This window comes from uncultured Williamsia sp., from assembly GCF_947494875.1.
Classification (GTDB): domain Bacteria; phylum Actinomycetota; class Actinomycetes; order Mycobacteriales; family Mycobacteriaceae; genus Williamsia_A.
In genome coordinates this window covers 595854-613775 of sequence record NZ_CANLWM010000001.1, presented here as the reverse complement: position 1 = coordinate 613775, position 17922 = coordinate 595854, and the positions used below count along the sequence as shown (strand labels likewise).

The following is a 17922-nucleotide window of genomic DNA, read 5'->3' as shown; positions in this document are numbered from 1 at the left end:
GCGATCATCCCAAACGCCCGGTCCACATCGGCACAGAACGCGCTCAGCGCGGCGTGAGGACCTCGGTGCCGACGAGTTCGGCGAGCGCCCGCGGCAGCCGCACGGTCCCGTCGGGCTGCTGGTGGTTCTCGAGGATCGCGACGATCCAGCGGGTCGTCGCGAGGGTGCCGTTCAGCGTCGCGGCGGTCTGCGGCTTGCCGTTCTCGTCGCGGTAGCGCACCGACAACCGGCGCGCCTGGAACGTGGTGCAGTTCGACGTCGACGTCAGCTCGCGGTAGGTGCCCTGGGTCGGAACCCATGCCTCGCAGTCGAACTTGCGCGCCGCCGACGACCCGAGATCACCGGCGGCGGTGTCGATCACGCGGTAGGGCACGTCGATGGCGGCGAGCATCTCCTTCTGCCACCCCAGCAGCCGCTGGTGTTCGGCCTCGGCGTCCTCCGGCCGACACCAGACGAAGCCCTCGACCTTGTCGAACTGGTGCACGCGGATGATGCCGCGGGTGTCCTTGCCGTAACTGCCGGCCTCGCGGCGGAAACAGCTCGACCACCCGGCGTACCGCTTCGGTCCGTCGGCGAGGTCGATGATCTCGTTCATGTGGTAGCCGGCCATCGGCACCTCGGAGGTGCCGACGAGGTACAGGTCGTCGTCGTCGAGGTGGTAGATCTCGTCGGCGTGGGCACCGAGGAACCCGGTGCCCTCCATGACATCCGGGCGCACCAGCACCGGCGGGATCATCATGGTGAAGCCGTTCGCGACGGCCAGTCGGGTGGCGAGTTGCAACAGCGCGAGCTGCAGCAGCGCACCGTTGCCGGTGAGGAAGTAGAACCGCGACCCGGAGACTTTTGCGCCGCGTTCCATGTCGAGCAGACCGAGGCTCTCACCCAGCTCGAGGTGGTCGCGCGGGTTCTCGATCTCCGTGGGGGTTCCGACATGTTCCAGGACCACGAAGTCGTCCTCGCCGCCGGCGGGTGCCTCCGGCGCGACCACGTTCCCGATCGCGCGGTGCGCGGAGGTGACCGCGGCCTCGGCCTCGGACTGTGCGGCCACAGCGGCCTTCACGCGCTCGGCGAGCTGTTTGCCCTCGTCGAGGAGAGCCTGCTTCTCCTCGGGCGCGGCCTTCCCGACGCGCTTGCCGAGGGACTTCTGCTCCGAGCGCAGGGTGTCCGCCTCGACGATCGCGGCCCGTCGCGTCTCGTCGGCGGAGAGGAGGGTGTCGACCAGAGAAGGATCCTCACCGCGCTTGCGCTGCGAGGCTCGGACACGATCGGGGTCGTCCCGGAGGAGTTTCAGGTCGATCACGCCGCACACCTTACTGACCCCGGTACCTGTGACCGGCGCCGTGGCAGGCGGGTCTAGGCGGCGCCGGCCTCGAGCCACCGGGAAGCGGAGTCCGCGGCTTCCCGCAGCGCGGATCGCTCGCCGACGTAGTCGGCAGCAGCACCGACGACGGGCACCTTCGACAGCGTGCGCCAGATCCGCTTCGGGGCGGGCCGATGCTTGATCTCGCCGACGACGGCGCGCAGGAGTTTGGCGGTGGCCCACACACGCTTGACGACGTCGCGGGCCGACCAGGGCCGGCCGGCGGCGACATCGCGCTCTGCGTCGGGGATGTCGTCGGGGACGGCATCGTCGAGGGTCGCCGAGTCGGCGCGCGCGACGGACGGGTCGATGGTCCGTCCGCACAGCACCTCGGCGATCATGCGTGCCTGCTCGCGGCGATCGTCGACGCCGTGGACGCGGGCGATGGCGCAGAGTACGAATGACTGCTGGGTGAACCCGAGTACGTCCTGGATGGGCAGGCGGTCGGCGACGGCGCCGAGGACTCCTGGGTAGGCGACGAGGATGTTCGTGATGGACCCGACGCGGGTGACCCACCAGTCGTCGCGCTCGGCGACGGACATGGTCGCCCACTTCGGGGTCCCCGGCGCGGCGGCGGCGTTGGTCGCCCACGCGAGGGAGTTGGCGGCGGCGTTCACGGCCTTGTCGGGGAAGGACGAGTCCGCCGACGACGACGCTCCCCGACCCGTCCCCTCGGGCTTGTCGCCGGATCCGTCGAACGGATCACTGTCGGCGAGGACGTCGAGCACGGGGGCGATGAGTCCCGTCGCCCGGTGCAGGATGCCGAGGAGTTCGGTGTCGGAGAGCGTCGTCATGAGTCAGTGCGTCACTTCACCGCGCTGCGGAGCTTCAGCGCCGCGGTCACCAGCAGGGTGAACACGATGCCCACCGCGACGCCGCCGAGGAGCGCGTAGCCGGTGTTGATGCTGAAGTCCCAGGCGATGAACGACAGGCGCAGTCGCTCGGTGTTCTGCAGGACGAACGTCACGACCGCTGCGATGACGACCACGAGCACGAGGGCGGCGAACTTGGCGGTCGCGCTGCCCTTGCGGCGGCGGGTGGTCGGGGTGGTGTCGGAAGCGTGGCGGGGGGTGATGGTGTCGGTCATGACGATGTCCTCTCGGGTGGTGGTGGGTGGTGGCACGGCCGGGCTGCGGTGCCGGTGAGGGTCGCGCCCGGCCGTGTCACCGTGAGCGTCAGCTCAGGGCGTCCTTGATGTTCTGTCCGGCCTTCTTGATGCCGGCCTCGCCCTGGTCCTTCTTGCCTTCGGCCTTCAGGTCCTTGTTGTCGGTCGCGTCACCGACGACCTCCTTGGCCTTGCCGACGGCGTCGGTGGCGGCGTTCTGGGCCTTGTCCAGCGCGTCCGAGGCGGCTTCCTTGGCCTTGTCGACGAAGCTCATTGCTCGCTCCTTCATTCGTGTCGTCCGGCGCCCTTGTGGACCGGATCGGTTGCGCAGGTGTAGTCGGGCACGCATGCGCCGATTGCACGTGCGACATGCGTGATCTGCGTCACCCGCGGTGGCAGGCATGATGGTGCGCGATGTCCACCGAGAACGATGACGACGAGACGCGTCCGATCCCCCACGACGACGCGGAGGACGCGGCGACCGAAGGCCTCGACACCTCACCCGACGCCGAGCCGACCGAGCCGGTCGCGACCGACCCCCGACCCGGCGACACCGTCGCCGCGGGTGCGAGGGCACCGCGCGGACTGGGCTGGCTGCGATCGCACCCGTTGCGGACCGTGCTGGGGGCGGTGGTCCTGGGCGCACTCGCCGCAGCGGCGATCGTCGCGGCCGTGGGCGGCTTCTCCGACGGCGGGACGATCGCCACGTCACAGATCGGCGACGAGCAGCGCGGCCCGGAGTCGAACGCGTTCAACCGGTCGGGGCCGGGCACGTGCCTGACGTGGCCTGCGAACAACCCGGGACGACCCCAGGCGATCGGGTGCGGCGGCGAGCACTACTTCGAGGTCGCGGGCGTCGTCGACGCGTCGACCATCACCGTCGCGCAGTTCGACGCGGCGCAGTCGTCGGCGGCCCAGTCGTCTGCCGCGCCGTCCTCTGCGGTGCCGTCGAGCGCTGCGCCGTCCGGTGCCACGGCCTCGACCACTCCCCGGACGACATCGGCCGCGCCGTCCTCGGCGGGACCGTCGTCCTCGGTCGCGCCGACGTCGGCGGCGTTCGGCGAGAACGCTCCGTGGCCGACCACCGCCCAGTTCAGCGCGCTGCGGGAGGAGTTCTGCCCCGGTCAGGTGAACGCCTACCTGCAGGGGCGATTCGACCCCGACGGCCGCTTCTCGGTCGGGATGCTCTTCCCCTCGAAGCGGCAGTGGGACGCCGGCGAGCGCACCCTGCGCTGCGGCCTGCAGCTCACCGACTCGACCGGCGCGGCAGTCGGCTTCCTCGGCCGCGTCGCCGACCAGGACCAGTCTCTGCAGTGGCCCGCGGGCACGTGCATCGGCATCGACCTGCAGACCCGCCAGCCCACCGATCCGGTGTCCTGCGCCGAGCAGCACGCCTTCGAGGTCACCGCGGTCGTGGGTCTCGGTCAGCAGTTCGGTGCGCCGGGCACCGGTCGCCCGTGGCCGGACACCGCGGCGCAGGACCGGTTCCTCGCGGGGACCTGCCCCCAGCTCACCGACACCTATCTCGGCGGCCGGCAGAAGTTCACCGACAGCACCCTGAACGTGCAGTGGTCGACGCTGTCGAAGGCCAGCTGGGACGCCGGCAGCCGGTCGGTGGTCTGCTATGTCGGCCTGCCCGACCGCGGTGGTTTCGCGACCCTGGTCGGCAGCGCGAAGGGCAACCTGCTGATCAACGGCCGGGTGCCGACACCGCCGCCGTCGGAGCCGCCGGGCCGCCTGAACCCCACGCCGGTGCCTCTGCCGCAGGGCATCTCGCCGAACCCGACCGAGGTCCCGGCACCCATCGGGTGACGGGGACGAGCCGATGCCGGTGAGGATGTCCGAGTCGGAGTTCGAGGGACTCGTCGGCGACGCCCTGGACTCCATCCCGTCGGAGCTGACCGACGCGATGAGCAACGTCGTGGTCCTCGTCGAACCGCACAACCCCGACGAGCCGGGTCTGCTCGGGCTCTACGAGGGCATCGCGCTCACCCACCGCGACAGCTCGTACGGGTTCGCCGTGCCCGACACCATCACGATCTACCGCGAGCCGTTGCTGGCCATGTGCGCCGACCGCGACGAGGTCGTGCAGGAGGTGGCGATCACCGTCGTGCACGAGATCGCCCACCATTTCGGCATCAGCGACGACTGGTTGCACGCCCACGGGTGGGGCTGAGACCGCTCAGCCCATGGGGTCGACGGACGCCGCGGCGGTGGGTCGAACCGGGTCGACCCCGCCCCAGTGCACGCACCGCCATCCGCCGTCGACGCGCGCCAGTTCGACCGACGCGGTGTTCGGCAGCCCGTTGTCGTGGGCGAATCCGCGGTCGACGTCGCCGAGGTGAGCCGCGACGAGTCGTATCGCGGCGCCGTGGCTGACCACGTAGACGTCGCCAGCCGCGTCGGGGCCGTCGAGGTGACGCTCGGCCAGGCTCTCGATCGCCGGGAGGTAGCGGGCGAAGACGTCGTCGAGGGACTCGCTGTCGCCGACGCGGCGGTCGGTGTAGCCGTCGAACCAGTCGGCGATGAGGTCACGGAACGCCCGCACCGAGCGGTCGTCGTTGCGGTCCTCCATCGAACCGACCTGCACCTCGTGGATCCCCTCGACGGTCTGCGCCTGGACGCCCCACACGCTGCCGATCAACTGCGCGGTCTCTCGGGCGCGTCGCGCGACCGAGCTGTACAGCGCGGCGGGGTGGACGTCGGGGTTGAGCAGACCGAACCGGACCGCCTGTCGCGCACCGAAATCGGTGAGGCCCGCACCCGGCGGTCGGGTGTCGAGGCGGGCCATGACGTTCGACGTCGTCTGGCCGTGCCGGATGAGGTGGAGGCTGACCATCAGCGCTTCCCCTCGCGGAGGCCCTCGACCCACGCGAGCGACGCCCGCGTGTCGGGCGGCGGCTCGCCGTTGCCGCGATCGGCCGGCCACGACCCGAGGAACGACACCCCGGCGTGCGCGTGCAGACCCGCGAGCGCCTGGGCCATCGGAGCGTCGTCGATGTGTCCGACGGCGTCGAGGAAGAAGTAGTAGCCCCGCGCGGTCCGCCGGGGACGGGACTCGATGCGCGTCAGGTCGATCTCGCGGTCGGCGAACTCGCGCATCGCCCGCATCAGGGAGCCCGGGACGTTCGGGAGGTCTATGATCACCGACGTCCGGTCGTCGCCGGTGCGGGCCGGCACGGGCACGGGACGCGACAGCAGCACGAAGCGCGTCGTCGCGTCCGCGGCGTCGGCGACGCCCTCGGCGAGCGCGACCAGACCGTTGGTCTGCGCGGCGATCGGAGTGGTGAGCGCAGCGTCGGCCTTACCGGCGGCGACGTCGGTCGCCGCCGCCGCGTTCGACGACGCGGGGACCACCGAGGCCGACGGGAACAGTCGCTCGATGGACTCCCTCGTCTGGCCGGCGGCGACCGGATAGGCGGCGATCGTGGTGACGGCGTCGGGCTCGGTCGCCTCGCGCGCGGCGACGGTGAAGGCGATGTCGATGACGACCTCGGCGACGATCTGAACGGGCGCGCCGGCCGCGAGGGCGTCCATGGTCGCGGGGACCGCGCCCTCGACGGAACTCTCCATCGGCACGCACCCGTGATCGACGGCGCCGGAGCGCACGGCCTCGATCACGGCGCGCGGGCTCGCCTCCGCGATGCGGTCGGCGTCGGCGGGGACGTCGAGCCCGGCGACGCCCGGCACCACGTCGGCCAGGAGGCGGTCGAGTGCCATCTCGGTGAACGTCCCGGCGGGACCGAAATACGCGACTGCGGGCACGGGGTTCAGCGTAGTTCACCGGTTGTCGACCGCCGCGATGTCGCTTAGGTTAGCCTTACCTGAAGCAGCGTTGAGTGAGACGAGGACACCGATGACCCAGGCCCTGACGGACAAGCCGACCGACGCCGAGTCCATCCGGACCGCCTGCATGCACGTGCAGACCGCGGTCGTCGCGGTGGAGGGCGGCGACCCGACACCGGTGTCGATGGTCCATCTCTTCGACGAGCAGGCGTTCGTCCTCATCCCGTCCCGCAGTGCTGCCGCCGACGCGCTGGCCGAAGACCCCGACGGGGTGACCGCGATGATCGAGGTCACCGACTGCGCCCCGATCGAGGTGCGTGAGCCGGTCCGGGCCCTGGTCTGGCTCAACGGCGTGCTCCACCCGGTACCCGGCGACCTCGAGCGGGAGCTGGCGATCGAGATCGCGAGCGAGCACCCCGCCGACGATCTCCTCGACCTCGGTCACGGGTTCTCGCTGGCGCGGCTCGTCGTCGGCGGCGCGGTGATCGCGACGTCGGCCGGGGCCGCCGCGGTCGACGCGAGCGAGCTCGCACGCGCGACGCCCGATCCGTTCTGGGAGCACGAGCCGGACTGGATCGCCCACCTCGACTCCGAGCACTCCGACGTCGTCGTCGCCCTCACCCGCCGACTGCCGGCCGACCTGCGGACGGGACGGGTCCGCCCGCTCGGCATCGATCGCTACGGCATCCGGTTCCGCGTCGAACTAAGCCAGGGCGACGTCGACACGCGCCTGTCGTTCCCGCGGCCGGTCGACGACGTGATGGAGCTGTCGCGGGCGTTGCGCGCGCTCGCCGGGTGCCCGTTCCCGCACGGCTAATGTCGGCCGGGTGAAGTCACCCGGTCTCCGCGCGGTCCTGGCGCCGACGCGACCGGCCGACATCGCCGTCGTCACCGACCGCACACAGCGACGCGTCATCGGGGTCGAGCTGACGATCGTCGTGGTGATGACGTTCGGGTTGTCTGCGGCGTCGTCGATCCTGTCGCTGATCGAGGCCGAGGTGCGCTCCGGCGGCATCGGGCGCACGACGGTCGCGCTGAACGCGTCTGCGTCGTCGGTCGACTGGATCGATCTCGCCCGCCAGCTGCTCTCGGCCACACGGCTGTTCGCGATCGCCGCGCTGGCGATCTACCTGCTGTACCGCAGCGGCGTGCGACTGTCCCGGGTCGGCGTCACCCGAGCGCCGTCCGGCCGGGACCTGGCCTGGGGTGTCGGGCTCGCCGCGGTCATCGGGATCCCCGGCCTGGGCCTGTACGTGGTGGCCCGCGAGCTGGGCCTGAACGCCGAGGTGCTGCCGAGCGACCTGACCGAGACGTGGTGGCGACTGCCGATGCTCGTCGTCTCGGCGATCGGGAACGCAGCGGCCGAGGAGTTCCTCGTCGTCGCCTACCTGATCACCCGGCTGCGGCAGCTCGGATGGGGCGAGGGGCGATCGCTGCTGGCATCGGCGCTGCTGCGCGGGTCCTATCACCTCTACCAGGGCTTCGGCGGTGGCGTCGGCAACGTGGCGATGGGCCTGGTCTACGGCCGGTTCCACCAACTGACGTCGCGCACGTGGCCGCTGGTCGTCGGACACGCACTGATCGACACGATCGCCTTCGTCGGCTACGCGCTGCTGAAGGATCGTCTGGGCTGGCTGGGCTGACGCGCGGGGTGTTCCGAGCCGGACCATCAGCAACTCTCCGTACAGTCTGATCCGTGAGCGAGCAGGACGGGCCCTTCATCCGGCGCCCCCGGCGGCCCGAGGGCCCCGCGGGACCGGGTGCTCGCGGTCCGTCCGAGCGACCCGGGGTGCCGGGGTACGCGCCGCCGCAGACGCCGCAGCCCTACCGGTCGGGATCACCGCCGCCACCACCCCGACGTCCACCCTCACCTCCCCCTCGTCAGCCCGGTCGCGCACCGGGACCCGCGGCCGGCGGGTTCCGTCCCGACCCGCGGCTCGACGAGCTGCGCCGATCGCGGTCCGGCGGTGCGCCGCCCCCTCCTCCTCCGCGGAGGCCGACGCGCGACCCCCGGGGGGAGCCGCCACCGCCCGCACCGCGTCGCACTCGTCGTCGACGGCGTCCGCCGATCCTCCGCAGCCTGCTGATCCTGGTTCTGGTGCTCGTCCTCGGAGCGGTCGCCGCGACCTTCTACTACGACTCGAAGCTGAACCGGGTCGACGCGATGCCCTCGTACGCGGGGCGTCCCGCCGACACACCGGGCACCAACTGGATCCTCGTCGGCTCGGACTCACGGGAGGGACTCTCGGCCGAACAGAAGGACCAACTCGCCACCGGCGACAGCGCGGGCGCGCGCACCGACACGATCATGCTGGTGCACATCCCGGAGAACGGGAAGGCGATGCTCATCAGCATCCCCCGCGATCTCTTCGTGCCGGTGCCGGGCTATGGCGACCACAAGATCAACGCGGCCTTCAGTTTCGGGCAGGCGCCCCTGCTGATCCAGACCGTCGAGACGGTGAGCGGGATCCGCATCGACCACTACGCCGAGATCGGATTCGGCGGGTTCGACTCCCTCGTCGACTCGGTCGGCGGCGTGAACATCTGCATCGATCAGCCCCTGCGCGACCCCAAGGCGGGATTGAACCTGCGCGCGGGCTGCCAGGACCTGAACGGTCAGCAGGCCCTCGGTCTGGTCCGCACCCGCGCGTTCCCCAACGCCGACCTGCAGCGCGTGGTCAACCAACGCAAGTTCCTCAGCGCTCTGATGGCGAAGGCGGCGTCACCGTCGACGCTGCTGAATCCCTTCCGGCTCTTCCCCTTCGCGAACGGCGCGGTGAGCACACTGACCGTCGACCAGGGCACCCACATCTGGGACATCGCCCGGCTCGGATGGGCGTTGCGCGGCGGGCCCATCACGACGACGGTGCCGACCGGCGGACCCGAGAACACCGCCGACGGCGACGCACTCGCGGTGGGCGACAACACGACCCAGTTCTTCGGACTGCTGGCCGCCGACAAGTCGATCCCCGCGGATCTCCTCCAGGACACCGGCAGCGTCATCGGCTGACAGGCCACCGCGCCCGCCGACTCAGCGCAGCGTGACCTGGCGGCCGCGGATGCCGTCGCGCGAACGACGTTGCGCCGCGGTGAGATCGCCGGTCTGCGACAGCGCCTCGGAGAGGTCCGCCTCGAAGCGGGCGCACGGCTCGATCCACTCGTCGGGGTGCATCTCGTTGTCGAGGTCGAACACCGGCACCAGCAGCCCGTGGGTGCGGAACGAGCCCGCGAACCGAGAACCCTCACCGAGCGTGAGCTTCTCGTCGGCGTGCAGCCGTGCGAGCGCGGTCATCAGGTCGTCCTCGGACTCGGGCCGAACCCACCGGACGTGGGCGCGCTCGCCGGCGTCGACCCACCACGGCGCGCCGACGAGATCCCCGCTGATCCGAGCGGTCGGCAGGATCGACTCGGACGCCTGCTCGACCATCGCGGCGATGTCGGGCGAGACGTCCTGCTGGTCGGAGAACCACCAGCCGAAGTCCTCGTGCAGGGTCACGTCGAGCGTGGTGTCGGCACCGAGAACCTCGACCAGGTCGGGCGCGTCGTCGTCGGCGACGGGCTCGTACGGCGCACCGGACTCGGCCGACGACGCCCACAGCAGCGCACCTGCGAGCTCCGCGGTCACGTCGGCGGGCTCGAACTCCGTCTGCAACCCCACGAGCCCTTCGACGCCGCCGTCGGCCGACTCTCGGGTGAGGGCCTGCACCGCGCCGGGGAGGATCGTCGCCAGTGAGACCGCGTTCCCGCCCACGCCCGCACCCTGCGGCGTCACCGCGATGGTGGCCGACGCGACGAAGGCCCGCAGCGCCACCAGGTCACACTCGGCCGCCAATCCCTCGAACGGACGGACCGGACCGGCCGCGGCGGCCGCCTGACGCGCCTTGCGCGCGGCGACCCGCTCCGCCCGATTGCTGCCCGGCCGCGGGCCGCTGCCCCGCTTGCTCTTCTTCGCCATCCGACGAACGCTAGTACGCCGGTCGCGGTCGCTCGACGCCCGGCCGAGGGTCGGACGATCAGGCGCCCCGGCCCCGACGCGTCGGCTCGAGCCACTGCCGGATCCGCGCGGGGTGGTTGGTGGCGAGGAAGTCGACCCCGATCCGCGCGCAGTGGGCGACGTCGGCGTACTCGTCGACGGTCCAGCAGTAGGTCGCTCGCCCCGACGCCGCGGCACGGTCCACCGCCTCCGGATGGTCGCGCAACGTCATGATCGACGGCCCGATGCCCGTCGCCCCGACAGCTGTCGCCGCGCTCCCGCCGAGGATGCGGGCGGTGTCCCCGAGCAGGATCGTGGGGAGCATCGGTGCATTGCGGCGGATCCGCCACACCGCGCCGGCGGAGAACGAGATGACCGCGGCCCGACTGTGATCCGCCGACGGCGGTGATGCGACCCCGAAGCGGTGGAGCTCGGCCAGCAGCAACTGTTCGACGAGACCCCCATAGCGCACGGGGTGTTTGGTCTCGATGAACAGCCGCACGGGGGCGTCGTGATCCAGCGCGAGGGTGAGCAGTTCGGTCAGCGTCAGCACCGACTGCGGGCGACCCCACGCGTGCCAGCTGCCGAAGTCGAGCTCACGCAGCTCGGCCAGCGACATCTCGCTCACGACACCCGACCCCGACGACGTGCGGTCGACGGTGCGGTCGTGGACGCAGACGAGCTGGTGATCGCTGGTGAGCCGGACGTCGCACTCGAGGCCCTCGGCGCCCTGGGCGATCGCGAGTTCGTACGCGGCGATCGTGTGCTCGGGCCGTTCGGCCGAGGCACCGCGATGGGCGACGACGGCCGGGCGCTGGGGCCGGCGGCCGGGCGTCATGCGGCGAGCCAACGCGTGGTCGGTGCACGGTCCGCGCTCGGGTCGAAGGTGCGGTAGAGCAGCCACGCCGTGCCGATGGCGAAGGCGGATCCGGCGAGATCGGTGAGCATCGTCAGCAGGACCGCGTTCGCGGACCACTGGATGGAGTCGGCGCCGAGCCGGATGGCAAGCGTGACGATCGCGAGCAGGTTGAGGCCCGCCCATGCGGCCCACCATCCGCGCAGGATCGGCGTGACCCGGTCGGCGGGCAGATGGTGCCCACACCGCACGAGCTCGTGCAGGAATACGGGGGCGGCGACGATGTTCACCAGCGGCAGGCACCCGACGGCGAGCTGCCATCGCGGGCGCGGGTCGACACGGTCGATGGACCGGTAGGCGCGGGCGCGGTGGGCGACCGTCCACGCCCAGAAGGTGACGAGGCAGACCACGAACCCGGCGACCGAGACCCACCCGACGGCCTGTGCGATCGCGTACGCCCACGTCGCCGTCGCGCGCCCGATCGGGTGGTCGCGGTTGGCCACGAGCAGTCCGTAGATCCACGCCTGCGACACGGCCGCGACGAACAGCGTCGTGCCCAGCGTCAGCAGGGCGGGTTGCATCGAGTCCGCGGCACGCTCCGCGCGGGTGCGGACAGGCTTGTCCGGCGGGACGACGACGTCGACGAGACCCCAGCCGGGATTGCGGGTGTAGCGGGGCGTCGGACCGCGGGTCGGCGCGCGTCGGGGCGGCGGGCCCGGGAGCGCCTCCGGAGGGCGACGGGCGACCCACCGCCACCGACGCGGTGACGCGGGTCGCCGAGGGGGGCGGGGCGCAGGCCGGGGTGGTGCAGGCGGGGCTGTGCGGGGCGGGATGTGCGCGACGCTCGGCAGGACGGAGAGCGGGCCGCCGCAGCGCGGACACCCGGTGCGGCGGGCATCGTGGGGCGCCTGGATCCGACACCGCGGGCAGAAGTCGATCACGCCCGTCCGCCGATCCGCTCGGCGTTCCCCGTCGTGCTGCCCACATCCCCATCGTGTCACGACCGCCGTGCGTGGCGCCGCGTCCGACCGCGCCGTTCGCTGTTACCAATCCGTGACCAGGCGAGTGGCCTGGGTCACGAACAGACCGTCAAACGGCCCTGTTGTCCACAGTTTCCACAGCCTCATCCACAGGTTGAGGGTGGTTCTCTGGGCCCCGTGCCTGCATGTCCGACTCGACCTGTGGATGGTTCACAACGCCAGAACGGGTTGTTCACACCCCTGCATCAGCTGCCGAACGACATCCAGCGGGCCCGCCGGGCGACCGCGTCGAGGGTGCCGGTGACCGCCGCGTCGACGGCCGACGACATCTCCACCCCGCCTCCGGCGAGCCGGGCCAGGAGGGGCTTGGGCGGCGTGATCACGTCGATGTCGGCATCGGGGTAGCGCTCGGCGATCACCGACCGCATCACCCCGACCGCATCGGCGAGACCGACGTCGACCGCACGACGACCCACCCACACGTCGCCGGAGAAGAGCTCGGCGTCGTCGGCCCGCAGCTTCGCGCCGCGTCGCTGACGGACCCATCCGATGAACGCCTCGTGCAGGTCGCCCTGGAGACCCTCCAGCCATGCGACGTCCTCGGACTCCTCCGGCCGGAAGGTGTCGAGACGGGCCTTGTTGCTGCCCGCGGTGTGGATGCGCCGTTCCAGGCCGACACGCTCGAGCAGCTCGACGGCGCCGAAACCGGCGGTCACGACGCCGATGGACCCGACCACCGAGGTGCGCGCGGCGAAGATCTCGTCGGCCGCGCAGGCGATCCAGTACCCACCCGACGCGGCGACGTCCTCGCAGAACGCGAGGACCCGGACGCCGTTCTCGGACGCGAGCTGCCGGATGCGTTCGGCGATGTACTCCGACTGCGCGGGCGAACCACCGGGCGAGTTGATCACCAGCACGACGGCCTTCAGGCGGTCGCCGGTGAACGCGCGCTCGAGGGTCTTCTCCACCCCGTCCGCGGTGAGACCGCCCCGACCGAGGCCCACGGTCCCGATGTGTCCCTCGAGACGTACGACCGCGACACGGTCGGGTCCGCTGCCGGTGAGTCGGGCGATCGCGCGGTGCACGGCTCCGCGCGGGCGTGGTGTGGTCACCGCGCCCACTGTAGGGGGATGCTGGGGCCATGGAGACGTGCATTTTCACCGAGCCGCAGCAGGGTGCCACCTACGACGACCTGCTGCGGGTCGCCCGGGCCACCGAGGACGGCGGGTTCACCGGCTTCTTCCGCTCCGATCACTACCTCGCCATGAGTGGCGACGGCGGGCCCGGGCCCTCGGACGCATGGATCACGCTGGCCGGTCTGGCGCGCGAGACCAGCCGTGTCCGCCTGGGCACGCTCGTCACCTCCGCCACGTTCCGCCTGCCCGGTCCGACGGCGATCGCGGTGGCCGGTGTCGACGCGATGTCCGGTGGCCGGGTCGAGTTCGGCATCGGCGCCGGATGGTTCGAGGCCGAGCACGCCGCCTACGCGATCCCGTTCCCGCCGCTGGGTGAGCGGTTCGACAAGCTCGAGGAGTACCTGGCCGTCGTCACCGGCCTGTGGTCGACGCCCGAGGGCGACCGATTCGCGTTCGACGGTGCGCACTTCCAGGTGTCCGACTCCCCCGCGCTGCCCAAGCCCGCACAGCACCCCGGCCCGCCGATCATCATCGGTGGCGGCGGCAAGAAGCGGACTCCGGCCCTCGCCGCCCGCTACGCCTCCGAGTTCAACACCCCGTTCCTCACCCCCGACGACGCCGCACCGGTGATCACAAGGGTGGTCGAGGCAGCCGAGGCCGCCGACCGCTCGACGCCGCTCCGGCTGTCCGCGGCGCACGTCCTGGTGTGTGGTCGTGACGACGCCGAGGTGGCCCGCCGCGCCGAGGCGATCGGACGTGACGTCGACGAGGTGCGGGCGACGGGTTTCGCGGGGAGCCCGGAGCAGATCGTCGACACCATCGGTCGTTTCGCCGAGTCGGGGGTGTCGCGGGTGTACTTCCAGACGCTCGATCTCACCGATCTCGACCACCTCGATCTCGTCGCCGCCGAGGTGCTCCCCCGGCTCGACGGTCCCGTGCCAGACTGATCGCCGTGTCCGACCTCACGTCCACACCCTCGGCCGCACAGACGGTCTCGCCGGAGCAGTTCCGAACGGCGATCGAGGTCGCCGCCCGCACCGTGTTCGCCGCCGTGCTGGTCGCCGAGTCCGGTGCCGCCGTCCCGACGTGCCCCGACTGGTCGGTGCGACACCTGACCGCACACCTCGGGATGGTCCACCGGTGGGCGCGGGCCCAGATCGTCGGCGGTGAGGCACCGTTCGCCGACGAGGCCGCCGTCCTGGCCCGCGTGCGCGTCCCCGATCTGCCGGCGTGGATGCTCGACGGTGCCGACGCACTCGTCACCGCGCTCCGAGAGGCACCCACCGGCCTCGACGCGTGGGTGTTCATGGACACCGGCCGGACCCCGCTGGAGTTCTGGCACCGTCGCCAGGCGCACGAGACCGTCGTGCACGCGGTGGACGCGATGGCCGTCGCGCGAGGATCGGTTCCCACGGCGGGTGAGGTGACCGCAGCGCTCGGTGACGTGCTGACACCGGAGTTCGCGCTCGACGGTCTCGACGAACTCCTCGTGCGCTTTGCGCCCCGTGGGAGATCGAAACTGTGGGACGGGACTCCGCTGACCATCGCCGTGGTCGCCGACGACACCGACAGCGCGTGGACGCTGTCCGTCGCCGAGGACGCCTTGACCGTCACACCCGGACAGGGCGACCGCGATGTCGACGCGCGGTGGAGCGGGACCGCTGCGCAGCTCTATCTCGGGCTGTGGAACCGGGGCGAGGAGGTCACCGTCGACGGGGACCCGGAGACACTGCACCGCTGGCGGACTCGGCACCGGGTGCGCATGTGACCGCCGGGCCGATCGAGATCCGCTGGTTGAGCGCGGTGTTCGACTTCCCCGCCGACGACTTCGGTGACGAGGTCACCTTCTGGCGGGCGATCGCCGGGAGCACGGTGTCGCCGCCGAGGGGAGACCGTCGACAATTCGCGTCGCTCGAACCGTTCACCGGTGACCCGCACCTGCGCGTGCAGCGGATCGAGACCGGCGTCGGCGGAGTGCATCTCGACATCCACGTCGACGACGTCCACGAAGCTGCAGCGGTGGCGGAGGCACTCGGCGCCCGTCGCACCGACGAGACACCCGACGGGATCGAGATGCAGTCGCCCGCGGGGTTCACGTTCTGCGTGGTCCCTTGGAACGGCGAACACGAGCGATCGCGACCGATCCGGTGGCCGGGCGACACCATCAGCATCATCGACCAGCTCTGCGTCGACATCCCCCACCGCCGATTCGACGAGGAGTGCACCTTCTTCACCCGGCTGACCGGGTGGGAACTCGAGGGCGCATCCCGCCCGGAGTTCCGAGCGCTGCGCCACCCCGACTCGATGCCCATCCGAATCCTGCTGCAGCGCATGACGTCCGGGTCAGCTGGAGCCCACGTCGACCTCGCCAGCACGCACCCCGCCGACGAGGTGTCCCGCCACGAGGACTGGGGCGCCGAGGTGGTGTCCCACCACGACACGTGGACCGTGATGGCCGACCCCACCGGCCGGCCGTACTGCATCACGGCCCGCAACCCCAGGACAGGACGCCTCCCCGACGGCGACTGAGCCCCCGGCGAGGTTCATCTGTTCGTACCACTGCGCTTATCGAACATGTGTTCTAGTATGGACGTACAGTAGCGCGCCGGGGAGGTGCATCGTGAGCGACAGTCTGATCGAGGGCTACGCCGAGTTGCATGCCCTGTTGGATCGGATCGCCGAGCGGACCTCGGATGCGTGTTCTGAGGCTGAGGTCGCGGAGGTGGCGATCACCCACGAGCATGCTGTTCGTCGGATGGGTTCGATGGGGCTGCAGCGCATCCTGGACGTGTCGGATCGCGAGGCGTACCGGGCCGTGCAGTGCTCGAAGCTCGATGAGTTCGTGGCGCAACGGCTGCGGATCGCGAACCCGCGCAGAAGGTTGCGGCAGGTGACTCAGTTGACCGAGATGCATTCGATGACCGGCGAAAAGCTCCCTCCGCGGTGCCCGGAGACCGCGGACGCGATGGCCGACGGCGACCTCACCCATGAGCATGTCGATGCGGTGCTCGATGTGCTGGCGAAGGTGCCTGCGGCGACGCCTCTGGAGGTGCGGGATCTGGCCGAGGAACAGCTCGCCGAGATTGCACGCCATCATTCGCCGCGGGACATCACCCGGGCCGGGGCGCGAATCTTGCAGCACCTCGACCCCGACGGGGACCTCCCCGATGAGCGCGACCGGGCGCGGAATCGGAGTGTGTCGCTGGGTTCGCAGGACACGCTGGGCATGTCGAAACTGATGGGCACCCTCGATCCGACGACTCGGGCGTTGTTCGAGGTGCTCCTCGCGGCGTGGGCCAAGCCGGGCATGAACAATCCCGACGACGAGGCGTCCCCCCGCGGCGGTGCCGATGACGACGGCGTCGATCAGGAGGCGTTGCGGGAGGCCGCGCAGCGCGATTGTCGGACGCAGGCCCAACGCAACCACGACGCCTTCCACGCGCTGCTCAAGGCAGCCGCCGACGGCGGACTGTACGGGGCGTCGCATCGCGGACTGCCGCCGCACATCGTCGTCTCGATCACCGAAGCCCAGTTGCGCGACCGGGCCGGGATCGGACACACCACCACCGGCACCGACCTGCCCATGTCGGAGATCATCAAGCTCGCCGCGCAGGCGCAGATGTACCTGTCGGTGTTCGACGACCACACCGGCGAACCGCTGTACTTCGGGCGCGCCAAGCGGCTGGCGTCGGAGTCGCAGAGGTTCGTCACCTTCGCCGAATACGGGGGCTGCTCCAAGCCCGGCTGCCCACGCCCGTTCTCCCACACCGAGGCCCACCACGCCGAACAAGACTGGGCCACCGGTGGGAACACCGACATCACCGACCTCGCGCCGGCGTGCGGCCCGCACAACCGGGCCGTCCACGACCGGCCCGGCGGCTGGCAGACGGTGAAGATCACCGACGGCCCCGACCGCGGGAAATACGGCTGGGTCGCCAACGGCACCACCGACCCACCGCGCACCAACCACCTCCACCGTCCCGACCGCATCCTCGACGACACCGCACCACCGAACCCCGACTGGTCCGACATCGAGCACCGACTCGAACTCATCCTCGCCGACCACAACACGGCACAACCCACACCACGGCCCGAACCCGAACCGGTGATCATCCGCGTCATCGACTACCGCGCACCGATGTCGGGCTGAGTCACTGTCGAGCGATCGCTCGACAACAGGTGATCTCGGGTAACGAACGATCGGCGCCGTGCGACGCCCTCGGGGAGACGGCAGTGTCGCCGTCGGCGAGACGCTCACGAAGGGAATCCGCATGCACGTCACCGTCCAGCGAGCAGTGATCGCCGCATCAGCCGGTGTCCTCGGTACGGCCGCGGCCGTCGTGGGGGCGGGTGCGGCCGTGGCTGCTCCGGTTCCCCGCCCGCTCCCCGTCACGCAGTTCGTGGTCACCGGCGACCCGTGGCCCTTCAGTGTCGAGACCTTCTCGACCGCACCCGCAGCCGCAGGACACACGCGGGTGTTCGCGGACCCGATGTGCAATGCGTTCACCCGCACGCTCTGTCTCGGATACACGAAGGGTGCGTCCATCTCGTGGGTCAACCTGGCAACGGGTCGGTCGGGGCAGGCGGGCATCCCCGACTCCGCTGCACCCGGGTCATCTGTCGACATCGCCACCGGCAGTGGTCCTGTCGCGTTCCGGGTTGGATCCGTGCGGGACACGGTCGTCCCCGCCGTCGGGGTCGTTGTCGCGCCGTGACCCGCTGACCC

At 71.1% G+C, this 17922-nt stretch carries 20 protein-coding genes; 10 read left to right on the top strand and 10 right to left on the bottom strand.

The genetic code is table 11. The annotated features are described in order from the left end of the window. Positions 1-43: 43 nt before the first annotated feature. From serS to Q1A98_RS03100, 4 genes are all read right to left on the bottom strand, one after another. On the bottom strand, positions 44-1300 hold the full coding sequence (gene serS, locus Q1A98_RS03115) for a serine--tRNA ligase (protein ID WP_299569788.1): 1257 nt from the start codon (positions 1298-1300) through the stop codon (positions 44-46). A 53-nt stretch (positions 1301-1353) separates the two neighbouring features. Continuing rightward, positions 1354-2154 (bottom strand): hypothetical protein, encoded by an 801-nt coding sequence (locus tag Q1A98_RS03110; RefSeq protein WP_299569786.1) that lies wholly within the window; start codon positions 2152-2154, stop codon positions 1354-1356. An 11-nt stretch (positions 2155-2165) separates the two neighbouring features. Next, entirely contained in the window at positions 2166-2447 is a 282-nt protein-coding gene (locus tag Q1A98_RS03105; protein WP_299569784.1) for a DUF1049 domain-containing protein, read from the bottom strand. 88 nt (positions 2448-2535) lie between these two features. Then, on the bottom strand, positions 2536-2739 hold the full coding sequence (locus tag Q1A98_RS03100; protein ID WP_253653396.1) for a CsbD family protein: 204 nt from the start codon (positions 2737-2739) through the stop codon (positions 2536-2538). 140 nt (positions 2740-2879) lie between these two features. Here Q1A98_RS03100 and Q1A98_RS03095 point away from each other — a divergent pair, with 140 nt between their 5' ends. Together Q1A98_RS03095 and Q1A98_RS03090 are read left to right on the top strand one after the other, a co-directional pair. After that, positions 2880-4277 (top strand): septum formation family protein, encoded by a 1398-nt coding sequence (locus tag Q1A98_RS03095; RefSeq protein WP_299569783.1) that lies wholly within the window; start codon positions 2880-2882, stop codon positions 4275-4277. A 13-nt stretch (positions 4278-4290) separates the two neighbouring features. Beyond that, complete coding sequence (locus Q1A98_RS03090) at positions 4291-4641, top strand: metallopeptidase family protein (protein ID WP_299569782.1); 351 nt, start codon at positions 4291-4293, stop codon at positions 4639-4641. 6 nt (positions 4642-4647) lie between these two features. Here the strand turns inward: Q1A98_RS03090 and Q1A98_RS03085 are convergent, their stop codons facing one another. Together Q1A98_RS03085 and pheA are read right to left on the bottom strand one after the other, a co-directional pair. Then, positions 4648-5304: a histidine phosphatase family protein gene (locus tag Q1A98_RS03085; RefSeq protein WP_299569780.1), complete on the bottom strand. Its 657-nt coding sequence runs from the start codon at positions 5302-5304 to the stop codon at positions 4648-4650. Beyond that, positions 5304-6230, bottom strand: a complete 927-nt coding sequence (pheA, locus tag Q1A98_RS03080) for a prephenate dehydratase (protein WP_299569778.1) — start codon at positions 6228-6230, stop codon at positions 5304-5306. The genes Q1A98_RS03085 and pheA overlap by 1 nt, the downstream gene beginning before the upstream one ends. Before the next feature lie 91 nt (positions 6231-6321). On the opposite strand from pheA, the gene Q1A98_RS03075 reads away from it, so the two are divergent. The 3 genes from Q1A98_RS03075 (at position 6322) to Q1A98_RS03065 (ending at position 9261) form a co-directional block, all read left to right on the top strand. Next, entirely contained in the window at positions 6322-7068 is a 747-nt protein-coding gene (locus tag Q1A98_RS03075; RefSeq protein ID WP_299569776.1) for a DUF2470 domain-containing protein, read from the top strand. Positions 7069-7078: 10 nt separating this feature from the next. Next, positions 7079-7894: a CPBP family intramembrane glutamic endopeptidase gene (locus Q1A98_RS03070; RefSeq protein ID WP_299569774.1), complete on the top strand. Its 816-nt coding sequence runs from the start codon at positions 7079-7081 to the stop codon at positions 7892-7894. Positions 7895-8349: 455 nt separating this feature from the next. Then, the gene (locus Q1A98_RS03065) at positions 8350-9261 is read left to right on the top strand and encodes an LCP family protein (protein ID WP_366943328.1); all 912 of its coding nucleotides are present in this window, start codon (positions 8350-8352) and stop codon (positions 9259-9261) included. 21 nt (positions 9262-9282) lie between these two features. Here Q1A98_RS03065 and Q1A98_RS03060 read toward each other — a convergent pair whose 3' ends face one another. The 4 genes from Q1A98_RS03060 to Q1A98_RS03045 all read right to left on the bottom strand — a co-directional run bounded on the left by Q1A98_RS03060 (position 9283) and on the right by Q1A98_RS03045 (position 13145). After that, on the bottom strand, positions 9283-10206 hold the full coding sequence (locus tag Q1A98_RS03060; RefSeq protein ID WP_299569773.1) for a DUF5926 family protein: 924 nt from the start codon (positions 10204-10206) through the stop codon (positions 9283-9285). 58 nt (positions 10207-10264) lie between these two features. Continuing rightward, positions 10265-11062, bottom strand: coding sequence for a glycerophosphodiester phosphodiesterase (locus tag Q1A98_RS03055; RefSeq protein WP_299569771.1), 798 nt, complete (start codon positions 11060-11062; stop codon positions 10265-10267). Further along, positions 11059-12021, bottom strand: a complete 963-nt coding sequence (locus Q1A98_RS03050; protein ID WP_299569769.1) for a DUF4328 domain-containing protein — start codon at positions 12019-12021, stop codon at positions 11059-11061. The genes Q1A98_RS03055 and Q1A98_RS03050 overlap by 4 nt, the downstream gene beginning before the upstream one ends. 284 nt (positions 12022-12305) lie before the next feature. Continuing rightward, on the bottom strand, positions 12306-13145 hold the full coding sequence (locus Q1A98_RS03045) for a S49 family peptidase (RefSeq protein WP_299570525.1): 840 nt from the start codon (positions 13143-13145) through the stop codon (positions 12306-12308). A gap of 56 nt (positions 13146-13201) precedes the next feature. Here Q1A98_RS03045 and Q1A98_RS03040 point away from each other — a divergent pair, with 56 nt between their 5' ends. The 5 genes from Q1A98_RS03040 to Q1A98_RS03020 all read left to right on the top strand — a co-directional run bounded on the left by Q1A98_RS03040 (position 13202) and on the right by Q1A98_RS03020 (position 17911). Beyond that, positions 13202-14143 carry a TIGR03560 family F420-dependent LLM class oxidoreductase gene (locus tag Q1A98_RS03040; protein ID WP_299569767.1) on the top strand — a complete coding sequence of 314 codons (942 nt, stop codon included), beginning with the start codon at positions 13202-13204 and terminating at the stop codon, positions 14141-14143. A 5-nt stretch (positions 14144-14148) separates the two neighbouring features. Beyond that, entirely contained in the window at positions 14149-14964 is an 816-nt protein-coding gene (locus Q1A98_RS03035; RefSeq protein WP_299569765.1) for a maleylpyruvate isomerase family mycothiol-dependent enzyme, read from the top strand. A gap of 11 nt (positions 14965-14975) precedes the next feature. Continuing rightward, positions 14976-15725, top strand: a complete 750-nt coding sequence (locus Q1A98_RS03030) for a VOC family protein (RefSeq protein WP_299570523.1) — start codon at positions 14976-14978, stop codon at positions 15723-15725. A 91-nt stretch (positions 15726-15816) separates the two neighbouring features. Further along, positions 15817-17346, top strand: coding sequence for an HNH endonuclease signature motif containing protein (locus tag Q1A98_RS03025; RefSeq protein WP_299569764.1), 1530 nt, complete (start codon positions 15817-15819; stop codon positions 17344-17346). 58 nt (positions 17347-17404) lie between these two features. Beyond that, the gene (locus Q1A98_RS03020; RefSeq protein WP_299569762.1) at positions 17405-17911 is read left to right on the top strand and encodes a hypothetical protein; all 507 of its coding nucleotides are present in this window, start codon (positions 17405-17407) and stop codon (positions 17909-17911) included. The last annotated feature ends 11 nt before the right edge of the window (positions 17912-17922 follow it).